This is a genomic window from Curvibacter sp. Hmag1.1 (assembly GCF_059769165.1).
The window spans coordinates 1979587-1996689 of sequence record NZ_JBMBGX010000002.1; the positions used below are offsets into that span (position 1 = coordinate 1979587).

The window sequence follows — 17103 nt, forward strand, 5'->3', positions numbered from 1 at the left end:
CGCTCAGGCGGACTCGCTGCCGCTCTTGGCCATGCGCTCGCTCTTCCAGTACACATCGTCCCCCACCGTGCCATCAGTACAGTAACGGTTGAGCACGCGCGCGAGCACAAACATCAGATCCGAGAGGCGGTTGAGGTATTGGCGGGGCGTGTCTTTCAAGGCTTCTTCGTTACCCAGCGCCACCACCGCGCGCTCGGCCCGGCGAGCCACGGTGCGGCAGACATGGGCCAGCGAAGCAGCTCGGGTACCGGCCGGAAGAATGAACTCCTCCAGACGTGGCAGCGCGGCGTTGTGCTCTGCCAAAGCCTCGTCCAACGCGAGCACCGCTTCGTGCTTAAGCAACTCAAACCCGGGGATCGACAACTCGCCGCCCAGATTGAAAAGCTGGTGCTGGATTTCGACCAACAGGCTGCGCACCGCGGGCGGCATGTCTTCGCACAACAGCACACCGAGGTGGCTGTTGAGCTCGTCCACATCGCCCATGGCGTGCACCCGCAGGCTGTTTTTAGAAACACGGGTGTTGTCGCCCAGCCCCGTGGTGCCGTTGTCCCCTGTGCGGGTGGCGATTTGAGTAAGTCGGTTTGCCATGCGCACATTGTGGCAGGCACGACTGCCGCTTGCCCGCCAGCAAAGTGACAGCCCCTCGCGCCGCGCAGATTCCTACAATGGCGAAAACAAGGAGACACGCCATGAACGCCCCCGCCGCCCTGAACCACCTGTTGCCTCAAGTGAACCTGCGCGAAGTGCCCACCGCTTTGCTGGACGCTCTCAAGGCCCGCTTTGGCGATCAGCTCTCCACCGCGCTGGTGGTGCGCGAGCAGCACGGGCGCGATGAGTCGGCCTTTGACGTGCCGCCACCCTCCGCGGTGGTGTTTGCGCAAAACACACAAGACGTGAGCGATGCGGTTCGACTGGCGGCTCAGTACCTGGTGCCGGTGATTCCCTTCGGCGTGGGCTCCTCACTGGAAGGTCATTTGCTGGCGGTGCAAGGTGGCATCAGCCTGGATGTGAGCCGCATGAACAAGGTGCTGTCCATCAACGCCGAGGACCTGACCGTCACCGTGCAGCCCGGCGTGACACGCAAGCAGCTCAATGACGAGATCAAATCCACCGGCCTCTTCTTCCCCATCGACCCCGGCGCGGACGCCACCATTGGCGGCATGAGCGCCACCCGTGCCAGCGGAACCAACGCGGTGCGCTACGGCACCATGCGCGAAAACGTGCTGGCCCTGGAAGTGGTGACCGCCAGCGGCGAAGTGATCCGCACCGGCACCCGCGCCAAGAAGAGCAGTGCCGGCTACGACCTGACCCGCCTGATGGTGGGCAGTGAAGGCACGCTGGGCGTGATCACCGAAGTCACCGTCAAGCTCTACCCGCTGCCCGAGGCAGTGATGGCCGCCACCTGCTCATTCAACAGTCTGGCAGACGCGGTGAACACCACCATCCAGCTCATTCAGCTCGGCGTGCCGATTGCACGCTGCGAGCTGCTGGACGAGAACACCATCCGCATGGTCAATGCGCACTCCAAGCTCACCCTGCGCGAAGGCGCCATGCTGCTGATGGAGTTCCACGGCTCGCCCGAAGGTGTGAAAGAACAAGTGCAGACCGTGCAGGACATTGCCGCCGAGTTCGGTGGTGCAGCGTTCGAGTGGGCCGAAACGCCTGAAGAGCGTACCCGCCTGTGGACGGCGCGGCACAACGCTTACTTTGCCGGCATCCAGTCGCGTCCGGGCTGCAAGGCCATCACCACCGACACTTGCGTGCCCATCTCCAGCCTGGCCGACGCGCTCTTGGACAGCGTGACCGAGGCCCAAGAGGCCGGCCTGCCCTTCTTCCTGGTCGGCCACGTAGGCGACGGCAACTTCCACATGGGCTACCTGATTGACCCCGCCATTCCGGCCGAGCGTGAGCTGGCCGAGCAGCTCAACCACCAACTGGTGGCACGCGCGCTCAAGCTGGGCGGCACCTGCACCGGCGAGCACGGCGTGGGCCTTCACAAGCAGGGCTTTCTGGTCGAAGAAACCGGCAATGGCGCGGTGGAGATGATGCGCACCATCAAGCGCGCCCTGGATCCGCATAACATCCTGAATCCTGGAAAGATCTTTTCGCTATAACTTTAGTAGCTGTCTGCGCATATTCCATGGGCGCTACAAGCACTTTTCTCCTTTAAACTTGCTGATTTGGAGCTTTCCTTGACACCTTCTCGCCGCCTTACCCTTGCCGTCAGCCTGCTTGCCGCCCTGGGCGCCTGGTCCACCTCTGCCAGCGCCCAATCCCTGCCCGACCTGAAGGGCCGCACCATCGTGGCAGTGACCGAAAACGCCTACCCGCCCCTGAACTTCAAAGACCCCAAGACCGGCCAAAGCGTGGGCTGGGAGTACGACGTGTTCAACGAAATCGCCAAGCGCCTCAACGCCAAAGTGGACTGGAAGCTCACCAGCTGGGACACCATGATCGAGGCCGTGCGCAAAGGCCAGTTTGATGTCGGCATGGACGGCATCACCATCAAGGACGACCGCAAGAAGCAGGTCGACTTCTCAGACGCCTATATGGTCTCCGAGCAATTCATGATGGTGCGCGCCAACGAAAAACGTTTCACCGACGCCAAGGGCTTCAAGGCCAACCCCAAGCTGCTGGTCGGTGCACAGAACGGCACCACCAACTTTTACACCGCGGTGTATGAAGTGCTGGACGGCAATGAGAAAAACCCGCGCATCAAACTGTACGAAACCTTTGGCCTGTCCATGCAAGCGCTCAAAGCTGGCGATGTGGACACCGTGCTGACCGACGGCGTGTCGTCCCAGGGCTATGTGAAAGCCTTCCCCGACACCTACAAGGTGGTGGGCAAGCCCATGGGCCGCGAGGAGTTCGGCTTCATCTACAAAAAAGGCTCAGACCTGGTCAAGCCCATCAATGCAGCACTCAAACAGATGAAGGCCGACGGCACACTCAAGAAGTTCGACCAGAAATGGTTTGTGGACTACAAGCTGAACCAGTAATCAAGGTAGCTGCCCCGTGCAGATTCTTGTGGATTCGGAGTCGTCCGAACGCCCGTACTGGCTGATGGCCCTGGCCTTGATCAGCGCCGCATTTGTGGCGCTGGCCATTGCCGACGGGCGATATGCCTTCATCTTCCAGACCCTGGCCGAAGGCTTGTGGACCACCGTCTATGTAGCCGTCATCAGTTTCACGCTGGCCGCCAGCATCGGACTGCTGTTGGCGCTGGCCAGTCGCTCCAAGCACGTCTGGCTGCGCCAGGGTGCCCGCTTCTACATTGAAGTGATACGCGGCCTGCCTGCGCTGGTGATCCTGCTGTACGTGACTTTTGTGGGAGCGCCCGCCCTGGTCAATCTGTACCAGTGGGCCTGCGAGGGCTGGATCGCCAAGGAGTGGTTGCCCGATGTACAGGTGCGCGATGTGTCCAACACCGTGCGTGGCATCGTGGCGCTGGCGCTGGCCTACAGTGCCTTTCTGGCCGAAGTGTTCCGCGCCGGCTTGCAAAGTGTGGAGCGTGCGCAGATTGAAGCTGCGCAGGCCATCGGCCTGAACCGCTGGCTCACCTTCCGGCTGGTGGTGTGGCCACAGGCCGTGCGCCGTGTGTTGCCGGTGCTGGGCAATGACTTCATTGCTATGGTGAAAGATTCGTCGCTGGTCTCGGTGCTGGGCGTGAATGACATCACCCAACTGGGCAAGCTGTATGCGTCCAGCTCCTTCCTCACGGTCGAAACCTACAACGTGGTGGCCGTGCTGTACCTGATGCTGACCGTCACGCTTTCACTGCTACTGCGCCGCCTGGAGCGGCACATGAAGCAGCGCGGCAACGCGTCCTGAAGTCTTTCGCCGCGTGGTTTACAGTGCGGCTCTTACTTCTTCTTACCTGATGCGAGGAAACCATGGGAATCATGTTCTGGATCGTGGTGGCAGTGGCGGTGTTCTATCTGATAAGCGTCTACAACGGGCTGGTGGAGGTCAAGAATGCGGTCTCCAAGGCTTGGGCCAATATCGATGTGCTGCTCAAACAGCGCCATGACGAGCTGCCCAAGCTGATCGACACCTGCAAGCAGTACATGCAGTACGAGCAGGCAACCTTGGAGAAAGTGATTGCAGCCCGCGCCCAGGTATCCAGCGCCCGCGAGTCCCAGGACGTGGCGGCCGTGGGTCGCGCCGAGACCGGCTTGCGCAACGGGCTGGGCCAGTTGTTCGCGCTCGCCGAGAGCTACCCCGACCTGAAGGCCAATGAGCAGTTTGTGCAGCTGCAGTCGCGCATCAGCAGCCTGGAGAACAGCATTGCCGACCGCCGCGAGTTTTACAACGAATCCGTCAACATCAACAACGTGCGCATCGAGCAGTTTCCCGGCGTACTGGTGGCGCGGTTCTTCAACTTCAAGAGTGCGGAGCTGCTGAAGTTCAGTTCTGAAGAGCTGCAGGACGTGGACATTTCCGCTCGCTTCAAGGCCTGACGGGCGGTGGGTCTGCAACTGATGGGCTTGCGCTGGCTGCGCAGCCAGAGCATGAACGGGCTGCTGGCAGCCGTTTACTTCGGAATCGCCGGCGGGGCCTTTCATGCGGGTTCCGGCCCGCATTGGCCCTGGGCCGCGGGTGCCATCAGTGCCATCGGCCTGCTGGCCTGGGGTGCTGCGCTGCGGCGGGCACGGACCATTTCCAACATCGCCACCTCACGCATTGCATCGGCCGCACAGGGCTACGTGGAGCTGCAGGGGCGCACCAACACCACCGACCTGATTTACAGCCCCTTAAGCAACTCGCCCTGCATCTGGTACCGCTACGCCATCTATGAACGGGACAGCGACAACGACTGGAAGGAAGTGGAAGGCGGCACGAGCAGCGCCACCTTTGACCTGCACGACGGCAGTGGCGTGTGCACCATAGACCCCGACCATGCCGAAGTGATGGGCGTACCAGAGACATCCCGCGTATCCGGCGACACCAAGCACGTGGAGCACTTGCTGCACGGTGGACGCAACCTGTACGCGCTGGGTGAGTTTGTGACCGTGGGTGGTGCGAACTCGGTCTTGAGCCTGCGCGAAGACGTGAATGCCCTGCTCACCAGCTGGAAGCAGAACCCCGCCGAGCTGCAACGCCGCTTCGACCTGAACCGGGACGGCGAGATCGACCTGAAAGAATGGGAGCTGGCCCGCCGACTGGCCACCCGCACGGTGGAGAAAGAACACCGCAACATCCGCGCGCAACCCGGCGTGCACATGCTGCGTGCACCGCAAGACGGGCGCTTGTTTTTGCTCTCGCCGCTCTCACCCCAATCCCTGCGCCGGCGTTACCTGCTATGGAGCGGCTTCCACCTGGCAGTGTGCCTGGGTGCTGCTTTCATCACACTGAAAACGCTCCTGATTCGATAGCTGTCCGCGCACATTCGACGGGCGCTAGCGCCCTGAAACACACATAAATCAGAAGGGCCAGGCCGGGCTGGCGACGGACATGTCCACCTTGCGCACCGTGCTGTGGTCGTTGGTCCTTGTGTTGGCGTAGAAAAGAGCCGGCTCTACTGCAAACGTGAACGCTGCCACTTGAGCAGCCGCAGCCGCCGAGTAGCGCACACCCCACAGGTCAAAAGTCGGACGCTGGTCACGTTGGGTGATCCACGAGAGAGTGATGAGCAGGTTGTCGTTGCCGGTCGGGCTGGGCTTGGTGGCATAGGTGCTGTAGCCCAGCTTGTTGCGGTTGGCGGCCCAGTCGGCATCGGCCACGGCGTCAAACTGGCGCTGGTGCAGGTACAACAAGGTGATGATGTCCCAGCCGGTGGCAATGCTCACCTGGCGCTGGGCCCAGTAGTGCACCCACTGCATGTAAAAAGCCATGCGCTCGCCGTTCTGCACTGCGTAAGCGGCGTTACCCCAGATGCTTTGGTAAGCCGCCTCCACAGGATCGGCCTGCAATTTGGCGGCCTTGATCATGTTGAAGGCGGACAAGTAGCTCACGCGGGTATCACCCGTGTTGTAGCCCATCTCACTGAGCATGCGCCAGCCTTTGTGCAAGGGGAACAGGTTGTTGGAGACCTCGGTGCTGCGGTCGTCATAGACCTTGTGCATGCCCTTTTGCTGGTTGTGACCCACCTCGTGGCTTTCGCCCCAGCCGCGGGGGCTGAGGCCCCAGTCCTGGTCATACGGGTTGCCTGAGCAGCCGCTGCCGCACTGCGAATAGTTGTCCACGTTGATGTGCTGCGTCCCGGGCACGCGGTGCAGCGTGGCATCGGTGCAGTTCCAGCCCAGGCTGGTGCACATGGCCTGCACATGGGCGGTCAAGCTTTTGCCCGGCAACGCGTAGCCGGCCAGCATGTAGAGGTCTTCGAAGAAGAGGGTTTTCACTTCGTTCAAAAACTTGTCGATGTCGCCCGCGTAATCGGTGCCGTTGATGACGGCACGCATCTTGTCGGCACGGGAGTGGATCTCAATACCTGCGAGCTTGATCTCGGCCCACTCGTGCTGGGCGGCGTTCAGGGCAGTCACAAATGCCGCCTTGTCGCCAGCGCCATTGGACTGGTCCAGAAAGGGATGTTTGGCCACCCCGCGCAAACGCAGTTGCACGTTTTGCTGCGGCGTGGCGTTGCTGAACACCAGCTGCAAGGTGCCGCCATAGGGGCTCACCAACTGCATCGCCTGGCCGGTGCTGAGCACCATGTCCGGGCTGGCCAAAAAGCGTGGACGGTTGTACCGGTTGGGGTCCCACAAGCGGGTGGAGCCGGTGCGCTGGGTGTTGAGGCGCAAGGACACGGTGGCGCTGCCCGCGCTGAGCAGCTCGACCGTAACCGGCTTGCCTGGAGCCGCGAGGCGGCCGATGGCTGTAAAGCCGCTGGTGGACGGCACGGTCACGTCCACCGTCTCATCCGTAGTGCTCACGGCCATGCCGGCAGTCATCGCGCTGGCAAAGCTCCCCAGGTCCGCCTGCGCCGTGGCAACCGGGCGCACATAGGCCACCAGGGCATCGGCAATCAACGCTTTCTGGAACGCCGCCGGGGTGCTGGCCTTGTCCATGGGGTAACGGAGCTGGCGCCGCACTACGTCGGCCCACAGCACCAGGTAGCGCAACACGTCGGTATCGGCTGTGGCAAAGATGTTCTGACCTGCTTTGTTGAATACATCGATCTGGCTGCGCAAGGCATCGACGGGCGACAGCAAGTTGGCCTGCAGGCTGGCCACCCCCGAACAGTCGGTCTTGCCGGCAGAGACGGTACAAGGCGACCAGTCGTAGGGCATGCTGAAGCTGTCGGAGGCCAGCAGGTTCAGCATGGCCGTGGTTTTGGCGAACTGGTCGGCAAGGGCACGGTTGCTCGCTTCGCTGCGGCCGGCTGCCACCTTGTCGCTGGCCCAGTAGTTGCCGCCATAAGGGCCGAACTGCAGGCCCATGCCCGCCAGCACCTGGATGGCCGAGTCGCTGGTCCAGTTGCTTTTGGTGTGCACATAGAGCACCGGCCGCCCGGCTGCCACCAGCGCCCGGATGCTGGTCTCCAGACTGGCACTGGCTGCCAAGTCTCCGCCCACCACCAACAGGTGCGCATTCGTGGCGCAGGCGGAGGTGGCAATGAAGTCACAGGCGATGGTGGTAACCGGCACTCCGGCCTTCACCATACCGGCCGCACTGCTGCTCGCGTTGATGCCCGCAAAGGCCACGTTCAGCGTGGCGGGCAAGGTGCCGGCAGCATCACCACGCACCAGCCAGGCCAGTAGGCGCTTGAAGGCGGGCCGGTAGGCGACCAACTCATTGGCGTTGAACTTGGAAAGCACCTGCACACCAAAGCCTGCGCTGCGGCCGCCACCCGCCACACTGATACTGGCCAAAGCGTTGCCCTGGTCACCCACGATCAACGGTTGTGCCGTGGCGGTGTTGCGGGGCTGCACCCAATAGCTCCACTGGGTGGGGTCGTATTCGGTACTCACCCCTTGGTACAGGCTGCTGATGCGCGCTGCCTGCGTCAGGCTGATTTGCTGCTGTGCGTACTGGGCGTGTTGGGCCACCAGCTTGGCATCGGTGAGCGCGCTCGCGTCGCCGCTTTGAAGGGCTTGCGAAATCTGGCTGCTGGCCTGAGGAGCCGCCACCAGCGATACGGTGCCACTGCTTGCACTGCTGCTGGAACTGTCGCCCGAACCACCACCGCCACAGGCCGTGAGCAGCGCAGCCACGGCCAAGGTGGACCATCCAACACGATGGCGATTGATTGTTGTTGTGTTTGCTGTGTGCGGGCGCATGCCGGGTCTCCGCCCTGCCTCTACCGCGTGCAGGGACGGCGGATTGTCGGTGCGCGCATCGCCAAAACGACGCCCTGCTGACAGCCTGCAACGCAGCTTACAAATGCTTACCCGGCGTCCGGCACGGGCGATACAGAAAGCCGGGACTCACGACCCGGCCATGAGCTCAGCGGCAGTAAGACTGGCTCTTATAGAACCGCGACCTCGGCGATGGCGTTGGCCATGTATTCGATCTTCTGCTGCATGTCCGCGTCCGTATCGGCATGGCGCACAGCAATGCCGCGGAAGGTGTCTTGCACGGCAACAAAAGCGTCTACCAGCGCAGGATCGAAGTGCGCACCACGGGATTCCGTGATGATTTCCACGGCGCGGTCCACAGACACACCGTCTTTGTAAACCTTGTTGCTGATCAGTGCGTCAAACACGTCGGCCAGCGCCACGATGCGGGCAGACAGCGGAATCTGCTCCCCCCACAAGCCCTTGGGGTAGCCGGTACCATCCCATTTTTCCTGGTGGCACAGGGTGAGTTCTTTGGCGACCGTGAGCAGTGGGGACACACGGCCCAGGGTCTTTTCCGCGCGCACCAGTGCGTCGTGACCCAGCGTGGTGTGGGTGCGCATGATGGCAATCTCATCCGGGGTCAGGCGGCCGGGTTTGAGCAGGATGCGGTCCGGAATGCCGATGGTGCCCATGTCGTACATGGGTACGCTGCCTACCAATGTCTCGACGTAGGCTGGAGTCAACGCAGCGGCATAAGCGGGGTTCTTTTGCAACTCGCCACACAATGCGCGCACATAGTTCTGAACCCGCAGGAGGTGGCTCTCGGTGTCCGAGTCGCGCAGCTCGGCCAGCGTGGCCAAAGCAAACACCACGACCTGTGCCGCGTGCAGGGTTTCGTCGGCATCAGAGTGAGGGGCAGAGCTAGTGTTGGTCATGCAGATTCTCCTGGGGGCACCGGCAGAGGCGCCTGGTACAGCCACACCATTTTGCCACCGGCTGCACGCCAGCTGGCGTGCGGTGTGGAAGTTGTTGCTTCAAAGTCCAAACTCACCAGCCAAGCTCCCGGCCGCAGCTCGGCGCGGGCCTTGTCCACGGCGCGCGCCATGCTTTCAGGGCGCTGGAACAGGTACACCATGTCATAGCTGGCCCAGCTCGCTTTCCAGATATCTGCCCGGGTGACGCGGGCCCAGGGGCAGCGCAACCCGCAGAGCAGACGCAGAGGCCAACTCCACTCCATGCCGTGCAGCTCAGCCTGCGGGTAAGCCAAACGCAGCGCCTGTAGACCATGGCCCAGGCCGCAACCGGCATCGAGCACATGGGCGCCTTGGGGCAAAGGAGCGTGCGCCGGCAAATCAACCAGCGCATTGGGCGGGGTAGGAAACAGCGGTGCATCACGCCAGGCGTTCACCGGATAGACCAGGAGCAACAGCCCCAAAGGCAGCAACCAGGCCCACGCCGGCAACGAGTCCGCCCCCAAGGCTGACAGGCTGGCCGCCAGCGACAGGGGAAAGCCACCCGCAATCAACAAACGCCGCCACCAGGTGGCGCCCCACAAGCTGCAGGCTACGCCCAATGCACTGCTCAGACCCAGCGCCCACTGCAAGGCCATGCCCTGCCCCAGCAGCTCGCGGAACACCGCCCAACACAGGGCCCACGCCAGCACCGCAGGCAGCGGCCATTGCCAATGGGCAGGGTTGATGCGGCGCATGATCTATATAGAATAAGTGCCGCTAGCGCTCATGAAATATGCGCGAGCAGCTCCTGTTTTCATAGCAAATAGTTTGGCGACGTCGTAGTTAACGGTTGCCGCCCGGAGCCAATCGGTCGATCAGACCGTTCAGCTCATCGAGCGAGCCGAACTGGATCACCACTTCTCCCATTTCCTCGAAACGGCCGTGGCGCTTGACGCGCTTTTTGATGTGCACATCCACCTGGGCCATGAGCAGATCCGAGAGTTCTTCTTCCACACGCTTGATGTCACGCGACTTTTCCTTGGCCGGCTTTTGGGGCTTGAGGGAGAACTCAGCACTGAGCTTTTTGACCAAACTCTCGGCTTCGCGCACCGACATTTTTTTGGTGGCAATCTGATTAGCCGCAGTGATCTGCGTGCCACGGTCCAGCGCCAGCAAGGCACGAGCGTGGCCCATGTCGATGTCGCCGGCCATCAGCATGGTCTGCACCGGATCGGCGAGGTTCAAGAGGCGCAGCAGGTTGCTCGCCGCGCTGCGGGAGCGACCCACAGCCTGGGCCGCAGTTTCGTGGGTGAGGCCGAACTCCCGGATCAAACGCTGCAGACCCTGCGCTTCTTCCAGAGGGTTCAGATCTTCACGCTGGATGTTCTCGATCAGCGCCATGGCGGCAGCGGCCTCGTTGGGCACGTCGCGCACCAGCACCGGCACCTCCGTCAGGCCGGCCAGCTTGGCGGCGCGGAAGCGGCGTTCACCGGCGATGATTTCATAGATGGCTCGCTTGCGGCCATCGCCAATGTGCTTGGCGGCATCTGCCTCATCGAGCTTGCGCACAAGGATGGGCTGCATGATGCCCTGTGCCTTGATGCTCTCCGCCAGCTCGTACAGGGCACCCTCGTCCATGCGGGTGCGCGGCTGGTAGACGCCCGCCACCATGTCGGCCAACAGCAAGGTGCTGGGTGTGGTCTGCGGTGCAGCGTTGGCGTCCGCAGCCGGAGCATCCACCACTTTGGGTCCCAGCAGGGCTTCCAGGCCCATGCCCAAGCCTTTGGGTTTTTTCGTAACCATATCTTTTTTCCTATGAAAGTCTTGTGTATGGATGCGGCTCAGTGGGCGCGTGCAACCAGTCCCTGCAAACGGGACAGCCCTTCGGGCCAGTCACCCAAGCCGGACTCGGCATTCAAGTGACCTGCATTGCCGCAGTCCACGAAGTCGGCTCCCCAGGCGGCAGCGAACTGCTGTGCCCGCTCAAAGCTGCAATAAGGGTCATTGCGGCTGCCCAGCAACTCGGCAGCGAAGGGTAACTTATCCATGACGACCGGCCACCAGCTCTTGAGCGGGGCCAGCAACTCTTCACGCTCCGGGTCACCGGGGCCAACCAAAAAAGCAGCCTTCACGTGGTGGGTGTTCTGCGAATGTTGGGCCCAGGCGGCGGTGAGTATGCAGCCCAGGCTGTGTGCCACCAGCACCACTGGCGTGGGAGCGGCCAGCACGGTTTCTTCGAGCTGCATCATCCAGTCGCCGCGCAGGGGTTGCATCCAGTCGTGCTGCTGCACCCGGGTAAAGCCATGCAAGGCTTCCCAGCGACTTTGCCAGTGGGCCGGGCCGGAGTTCTGCCAGCCGGGCAACAGGAGGGTGGTGTAGCTTGCGGTGTCCATGGGATTACATGGCGTGGATGCGGTCCACCATCTCTTGCGCGAATGTCACGAAGGACTGTGCACCCTTGGAGTTGGGGTCGAACACCACACCGGGGACTCCATAGCTCGGCGCCTCGGCCAGACGCACGTTGCGGGGAATGACGGTGTCGAACACCTTGTCGCCAAAGTGGGCCTTGAGCTGGTCGCTCACCTGGTTTTGCAGGGTAATGCGAGGGTCGAACATCACACGCAGCAGGCCAATGATCTGCAGGTCGTCGTTGAGGTTGGCCTTCACCTGCTTGATGGTGTTGACCAGATCCGTCAGGCCTTCGAGGGCGAAGTACTCGCACTGCATGGGCACGATCACACCATGGGCGCAGCACAGGCCGTTGAGGGTGAGCATGCTCAAGGAGGGCGGGCAATCGATGAGCACGAAGTCGTATTCATGGTCCACCGCTGCCAGCGCCTGCTTGAGGCGGCGCTCACGCCGCTCCAGCTCCACCATTTCTACCTCGGCACCCGCCAGTTCGCGGTTGGCGCCCAGGATGTCGTAGCTGCAGCCGCCCTCGATCAGCTTTTCGCTTTTGGCACGGGCTTCGGCCACCGTGGCGGACTCCAGCAGCACGTCGTACACCGTGAGTTCGAGTTTGCGCTTGTCTACACCCGAACCCATGGTGGCATTGCCCTGCGGGTCCAGGTCGATCATCAACACCCGCTGCCCGACCTTGGCCAGACCTGCAGCCAGGTTGACGGTGGTGGTGGTTTTGCCGACGCCACCTTTTTGGTTGGCAACGCAGAAGATTTTGGCCATAGGACGCTCAGGGTGTGAAAACGAAAAACAGAAACAGCGGTGGAATTACTTGGCGGACTGCAGGGCCAGCTTGATGCCAAAGCCCACCAGAAACAGGCCCGCCACTTTCTCCAACACCCGGCCGATGCGCGGGTTGGCCCGCATACGCTCGGCCAAAAAGTGGGTCAGCAGCGTGGCACCGAGGCCGTAGAGAAACGTCAAAAAGGCAATCGTCGCGGCCATGAATCCATAGGTCACCAGTCCTTGCTGGTGGGCGCGATCCACAAACAAGGGAAAGAAGGCCATGTAAAACAGGATGGCCTTGGGGTTGAGCAGCGTGATGAGCAAAGCCTGGCGCAGGTAGTGGCCTGCCCTGATGTTGAGTACCGGTGCGGCGCCGGGTTTGGCGGTCAACATTTTGTAGCCCAGCCAAGCAAGATAAGCAGCGCCGGCCCACTGCACGGCGTGGAAGGCTTCGGGGTACGCGGCCAGCAATGCCGCCACGCCAGCGACGGCAGACCACATCAGCACTTGGTCGCCGAGGATCACGCCAAGGGTTGCGGCCAGACCACCGGCAATGCCACCCTTGCTGGTAGACGTCACCAAGGCCAAATTGCCCGGACCGGGAATGGCCAGGAATACGATGATGGTGATGACAAAGGTACCGTAATCGGTGACGCCGAGCATGGGGTTGCTTTCTTGGAGGTGGGTGTCGAGTTTACGTTGGAAAGTTTGCGGCGAGGGTTGGGATTTGGGTTGCTGGCGTGCTCAGGTCGCCGGAGTGTTGTTTCACGTGAAACCTTACCGAGCGCAGATTGCACGGTGACTATGGTGCTGGGCTCGCTGCGCGCCAGGGGTACACCCCGCCATTCGTGTCCCCCGCCTGCTGCGCAGTCTCCTCCTTGACCTCACTTTGGGGCGCACCCCTGCCACGCCGCTGCGAAGAATGCGCCTGTATTCAAAGCCCGGGGAACACTCATCGCATTGGCAGGTTGGGTGGGGTTGTGCGCTTTGCACAGGTCAAGGAGGAGCCCGCGCAGCGGGCGGGGGACACGGAGCAAAACGCGCAACCCCACTCAACCCTCACGCAATCTCAATCGACCAAGGGCTTAAGCAACAACCTTCTTCCGCATCCACACAATGCACCGCTCCGCATCCAACCCAGGCACCACCAGTTGTTCCACGTGAAACACCTCCACAGACGTGGGCAGCGCAGCCATCTCGTCCGCGGGGTGCTTGCCCTTCATTCCCATCCACACCCCCTGCTCCGCCAAGGCTTTTTCGGACCAAGTGGTGAAGTCCACCAAAGAAGCAAAGGCACGCGAGCTCACTACGTCGTAGGGCTCGGTCAAGCTTTCCACCCGCGCATGGATGCCACGCAGGTTAGGCAACTTCAAAGTCACGGCCACCTGCTGGATGAACGCAGCCTTCTTGGCTACCGTATCGACACAGTGCACCGTGATGTGCGGGCAGCAAATGGCAATGACGATACCGGGCAGACCAGCACCCGAACCCACATCCAGCAAGCGCGGCTTGTCACCAAAAACGCCCTGCTCTTTCAAAGCGGCAAGCTGCTTCTGCAAAGGAGCGATCACCGCCAAGCTGTCGAGCAGGTGGTGCGTGAGCATCTCATCCGGATTGCGCACCGCCGTCAGGTTGTAGACCTTGGTCCATTTCTGGATCAGGGCAAGGTACTCCAACAATGCGGCTTGCTGGGCCGCGTCCAGATTCAAACCCAATGCTGTGGCCGCTTTGCCCAGTTGCTCTAAGTGACTGGCGCTCATACAGCCTCGGCCTTTTCAGCGAAGCCGCGGAAGTTGCCCTTTTTCAGGTGGATCATCAACAGCGAAATCGTGGCGGGCGTGATGCCGGACAAGCGCGATGCCTGCCCCAGCGTTTCGGGCCTGTACTTGCTCAGGCGCTGGCGGGCTTCGATGCTCAGGGCCGTGACTTGCATGTAGTCGAGGTCATCCGGCAAACGCAGGTTTTCGTAATGGGCGGCGCGCTCCACTTCGTCCTTCTGACGGTTGATGTAACCGGAATACTTGGCAGCGATTTCCACCTGCTCCACCACCGCAGCCACAAAGGCCACCTCTGCTGCATCCACGGTTGGCAGGCCAGCTGTTTCACGTGAAACAACATCCAGCAAATCACGGTTGGCGTACTTGCCATGATCCAGCGACATCAGCCCACCGTAGCTCACATTGGGGCGGCGCAGCAGGTCAGCGAGGTTGTACTCATGCTCGATGGACTTGCCCAGCACCCGCTCGGATTCGTCGGCTGCCAGGTTGCGCGGGTTCACCCAGGTGCTGCGCAGACGTTCTGTTTCACGTGAAACAGCATCGCGCTTGCGGCAGAAGGCATCCCATCGCGCATTGTCCACCAAGCCCAGTTCGCGACCCACTTCTGTCAAGCGGGCATCGGCATTGTCTTCACGCAGCTGCAAGCGGAACTCCGCCCGACTGGTGAACATGCGGTAAGGCTCGGTCACGCCCTTGGTGATCAGGTCATCCACCAGCACGCCGAGGTAAGCTTGGTCACGACCGGGCAACCAGGTGTCGTCGCTGTAGCTGGCGCTGCCCGCCGCACTCAGGGCCACATCGCCACCACCCATGGCACGCACTTGCAATGCGGCATTGATGCCGGCAAACATCCCTTGCGCCGCCGCCTCTTCATAGCCGGTGGTGCCGTTGATCTGGCCGGCAAAGAACAGTCCGCCAATCTGGCGTGTCTCAAAACTACCCTTCAGGCTGCGCGGGTCAAAGTAGTCGTACTCAATGGCATAACCGGGGCGCAGAATGTGCGCGTTTTCCAAGCCGGCCATGCTGCGCACCAATTCGTACTGAATGTCAAAGGGCAGACTGGTGCTGATGCCGTTGGGATAGTACTCGTGGGTAGTCAAGCCTTCTGGCTCCAAAAAGATCTGGTGGCTGTCCTTATCAGCAAAGCGGTTGATCTTGTCTTCCACGCTCGGGCAGTAGCGCGGGCCCACGCCCTCGATCTTTCCGGTGAACATGGGGCTGCGATCGAACCCGCTGCGGATGATGTCGTGCGTACGCTCGTTGGTGTGGGTAATCCAGCAGGGCACTTGTTGCGGATGCATGGCCACATTGCCCATGAAGCTCACCACCGGCATCACATCGCTCATGCCACCGGGCACGCCATCTCCAGGCTGCTCAATGCACTTGCTGAAGTCGATGCTGCGGCCATCAATGCGCGGCGGGGTGCCGGTCTTGAGGCGCCCCTGGGGCAGCTTCAGTTCTTTGAGTCGAGCAGACAGCGACACAGCGGGCGGGTCGCCTGCCCGGCCGGCGGCATAGTTGTTCAGGCCCACGTGGATCTTGCCATCCAGGAAGGTGCCGGCCGTCAGCACCACCGTCTTGCCCCTGAAGCGGATACCCACCTGCGTGACCGCACCCACCACACGGTCGCCCTCCACCATCAGGTCATCGACGGCTTGCTGGAACAGCGAGAGGTTGGGTTGGTTCTCCAGCATGCGCCGGATAGCGGCTTTGTAGAGCACGCGGTCTGCCTGCGCGCGGGTGGCCCGCACGGCCGGCCCCTTACTGGAATTGAGAATGCGAAACTGGATGCCTGCCTCGTCGGTCGCCAGCGCCATCGCGCCGCCCATGGCATCCACCTCTTTGACCAAGTGGCCCTTGCCGATGCCCCCGATGGAAGGGTTGCAGCTCATCTGCCCCAGGGTCTCGATGTTGTGAGAGAGCAGCAGAGTCTTGCAGCCCATGCGGGCGGCTGCGAGTGCAGCTTCGGTTCCGGCATGGCCGCCGCCGACAACGATGACGTCGAATTCTTGTGGGTACAACATGGCATGGGGGCGCGGGGGCGGACCACAGTGCGTGTCCGGCCGGCGCAATCAGAGAAGGGAGGGCGCGATTTTACCGGCCTGCCCCGGTTTCAGCCAGTCTCCACCTTCAAGCCCTTGGTTGTGCGTTATCGCCCGACCCGCCGGACGCATTCAGTCCAGGGCCGCCTCGTGATGCAACAGCGCCGTATCCAGGAAATCAATATGACCATACCCGAGTGCCAAGGCGCCTTCGCGTACAAAATATTTGAGTTCTTTGGCCAGCGTCTGGCGGGTCACGCCCAGCATCATGGCCAGCTCTTCATGGGAGACCTGTACGCCCTGCCGGGTCTGCGCCGCCATAGTCATGTCGCCTTTGGCCAAAGTAATCAGCCGCCGCGCCACACGCATGCGGGTAGAGCGCAGCATGGTGTCCTCGATCAGCCCGTACAAGCCCCGCACCCGGGCACAGAGCAAGGTCGTCATGCCATGGGCAAAACCCAGGCGACGCATCAGGCGCTTGAAGTCCGCGGCAGTGATCACGAGGACCTCACCTTCCTGCATCGCAGTCACATCATGGGGACGGGTCTGCCCGTCCAGCAAGGTCGTCTCGCCAAACCAGTTGCCCGGCTCCAGCACGGAGAGAATGCCCTCCCGGCCATCCTCGCCTGTGGCCGACACGCGCAACAGGCCGGACAGCACGCCATAAAAGCCGCCAGACACATCGCCCTTCCGGTAGACCGACTCCCCCACCGCCAGCGGCTGGACGACCGCCACCGCCAACATGGCCTTGCGCTCTGCCAGAGGCAGGGTGGCAAACCAGGGGTTCACAGACATTTTTTTCAGCAGTTCGGTTTTGGAGTGCGCCATCCATTCCCCCACGGTGAATACCCTAGATTGTCAAATTTTTAACAGTGTAACGCCGACTGCCCCCGCTAACCTCGAACGCAAACCCCTCATGGAGTCA

16 protein-coding genes are annotated in these 17103 nt (G+C 61.9%); 5 read left to right on the forward strand and 11 right to left on the reverse strand.

The window, feature by feature from the left end; translation table 11 throughout:
- Nucleotides 1-3: 3 nt before the first annotated feature.
- The gene (locus ACOAP0_RS09985; RefSeq protein WP_498376267.1) at nt 4-588 is read right to left on the reverse strand and encodes a cob(I)yrinic acid a,c-diamide adenosyltransferase; all 585 of its coding nucleotides are present in this window, start codon (nt 586-588) and stop codon (nt 4-6) included.
- 101 nt (nt 589-689) lie between these two features.
- On the opposite strand from ACOAP0_RS09985, the gene ACOAP0_RS09990 reads away from it, so the two are divergent.
- The 5 genes from ACOAP0_RS09990 to ACOAP0_RS10010 all read left to right on the forward strand — a co-directional run bounded on the left by ACOAP0_RS09990 (nt 690) and on the right by ACOAP0_RS10010 (nt 5375).
- On the forward strand, nt 690-2114 hold the full coding sequence (locus ACOAP0_RS09990) for an FAD-binding oxidoreductase (RefSeq protein ID WP_498376268.1): 1425 nt from the start codon (nt 690-692) through the stop codon (nt 2112-2114).
- A gap of 78 nt (nt 2115-2192) precedes the next feature.
- Nucleotides 2193-2999 carry a transporter substrate-binding domain-containing protein gene (locus ACOAP0_RS09995; RefSeq protein WP_498376269.1) on the forward strand — a complete coding sequence of 269 codons (807 nt, stop codon included), beginning with the start codon at nt 2193-2195 and terminating at the stop codon, nt 2997-2999.
- Between the two features lie 16 nt (nt 3000-3015).
- On the forward strand, nt 3016-3831 hold the full coding sequence (locus tag ACOAP0_RS10000; protein WP_498376271.1) for an amino acid ABC transporter permease: 816 nt from the start codon (nt 3016-3018) through the stop codon (nt 3829-3831).
- Nucleotides 3832-3893: 62 nt separating this feature from the next.
- Nucleotides 3894-4460: a LemA family protein gene (locus tag ACOAP0_RS10005; RefSeq protein WP_481875074.1), complete on the forward strand. Its 567-nt coding sequence runs from the start codon at nt 3894-3896 to the stop codon at nt 4458-4460.
- 6 nt (nt 4461-4466) lie between these two features.
- Complete coding sequence (locus ACOAP0_RS10010; protein ID WP_498376273.1) at nt 4467-5375, forward strand: hypothetical protein; 909 nt, start codon at nt 4467-4469, stop codon at nt 5373-5375.
- 48 nt (nt 5376-5423) lie between these two features.
- Here ACOAP0_RS10010 and ACOAP0_RS10015 read toward each other — a convergent pair whose 3' ends face one another.
- The 10 genes from ACOAP0_RS10015 to ACOAP0_RS10060 all read right to left on the reverse strand — a co-directional run bounded on the left by ACOAP0_RS10015 (nt 5424) and on the right by ACOAP0_RS10060 (nt 17006).
- Entirely contained in the window at nt 5424-8219 is a 2796-nt protein-coding gene (locus ACOAP0_RS10015; RefSeq protein ID WP_498376274.1) for an ImpA family metalloprotease, read from the reverse strand.
- 188 nt (nt 8220-8407) lie between these two features.
- Entirely contained in the window at nt 8408-9154 is a 747-nt protein-coding gene (locus tag ACOAP0_RS10020; protein ID WP_498376275.1) for an HD-GYP domain-containing protein, read from the reverse strand.
- Complete coding sequence (locus ACOAP0_RS10025) at nt 9151-9927, reverse strand: class I SAM-dependent methyltransferase (RefSeq protein WP_498376276.1); 777 nt, start codon at nt 9925-9927, stop codon at nt 9151-9153. The genes ACOAP0_RS10020 and ACOAP0_RS10025 overlap by 4 nt, the downstream gene beginning before the upstream one ends.
- An 88-nt stretch (nt 9928-10015) precedes the next feature.
- Entirely contained in the window at nt 10016-10975 is a 960-nt protein-coding gene (locus ACOAP0_RS10030) for a ParB/RepB/Spo0J family partition protein (protein ID WP_498376277.1), read from the reverse strand.
- Between the two features lie 38 nt (nt 10976-11013).
- Nucleotides 11014-11565 carry an RBBP9/YdeN family alpha/beta hydrolase gene (locus tag ACOAP0_RS10035; protein WP_498376278.1) on the reverse strand — a complete coding sequence of 184 codons (552 nt, stop codon included), beginning with the start codon at nt 11563-11565 and terminating at the stop codon, nt 11014-11016.
- A 4-nt stretch (nt 11566-11569) separates the two neighbouring features.
- Complete coding sequence (locus ACOAP0_RS10040; RefSeq protein ID WP_498376279.1) at nt 11570-12355, reverse strand: ParA family protein; 786 nt, start codon at nt 12353-12355, stop codon at nt 11570-11572.
- Between the two features lie 45 nt (nt 12356-12400).
- On the reverse strand, nt 12401-13021 hold the full coding sequence (locus ACOAP0_RS10045) for a LysE family transporter (RefSeq protein WP_498376280.1): 621 nt from the start codon (nt 13019-13021) through the stop codon (nt 12401-12403).
- 422 nt (nt 13022-13443) lie between these two features.
- On the reverse strand, nt 13444-14118 hold the full coding sequence (gene rsmG / locus ACOAP0_RS10050; protein ID WP_498376281.1) for a 16S rRNA (guanine(527)-N(7))-methyltransferase RsmG: 675 nt from the start codon (nt 14116-14118) through the stop codon (nt 13444-13446).
- Complete coding sequence (mnmG, locus tag ACOAP0_RS10055) at nt 14115-16160, reverse strand: tRNA uridine-5-carboxymethylaminomethyl(34) synthesis enzyme MnmG (RefSeq protein WP_498376282.1); 2046 nt, start codon at nt 16158-16160, stop codon at nt 14115-14117. The genes rsmG and mnmG overlap by 4 nt, the downstream gene beginning before the upstream one ends.
- A 150-nt stretch (nt 16161-16310) precedes the next feature.
- Nucleotides 16311-17006, reverse strand: coding sequence for a Crp/Fnr family transcriptional regulator (locus tag ACOAP0_RS10060; protein ID WP_498376283.1), 696 nt, complete (start codon nt 17004-17006; stop codon nt 16311-16313).
- Nucleotides 17007-17103: the final 97 nt, after the last annotated feature.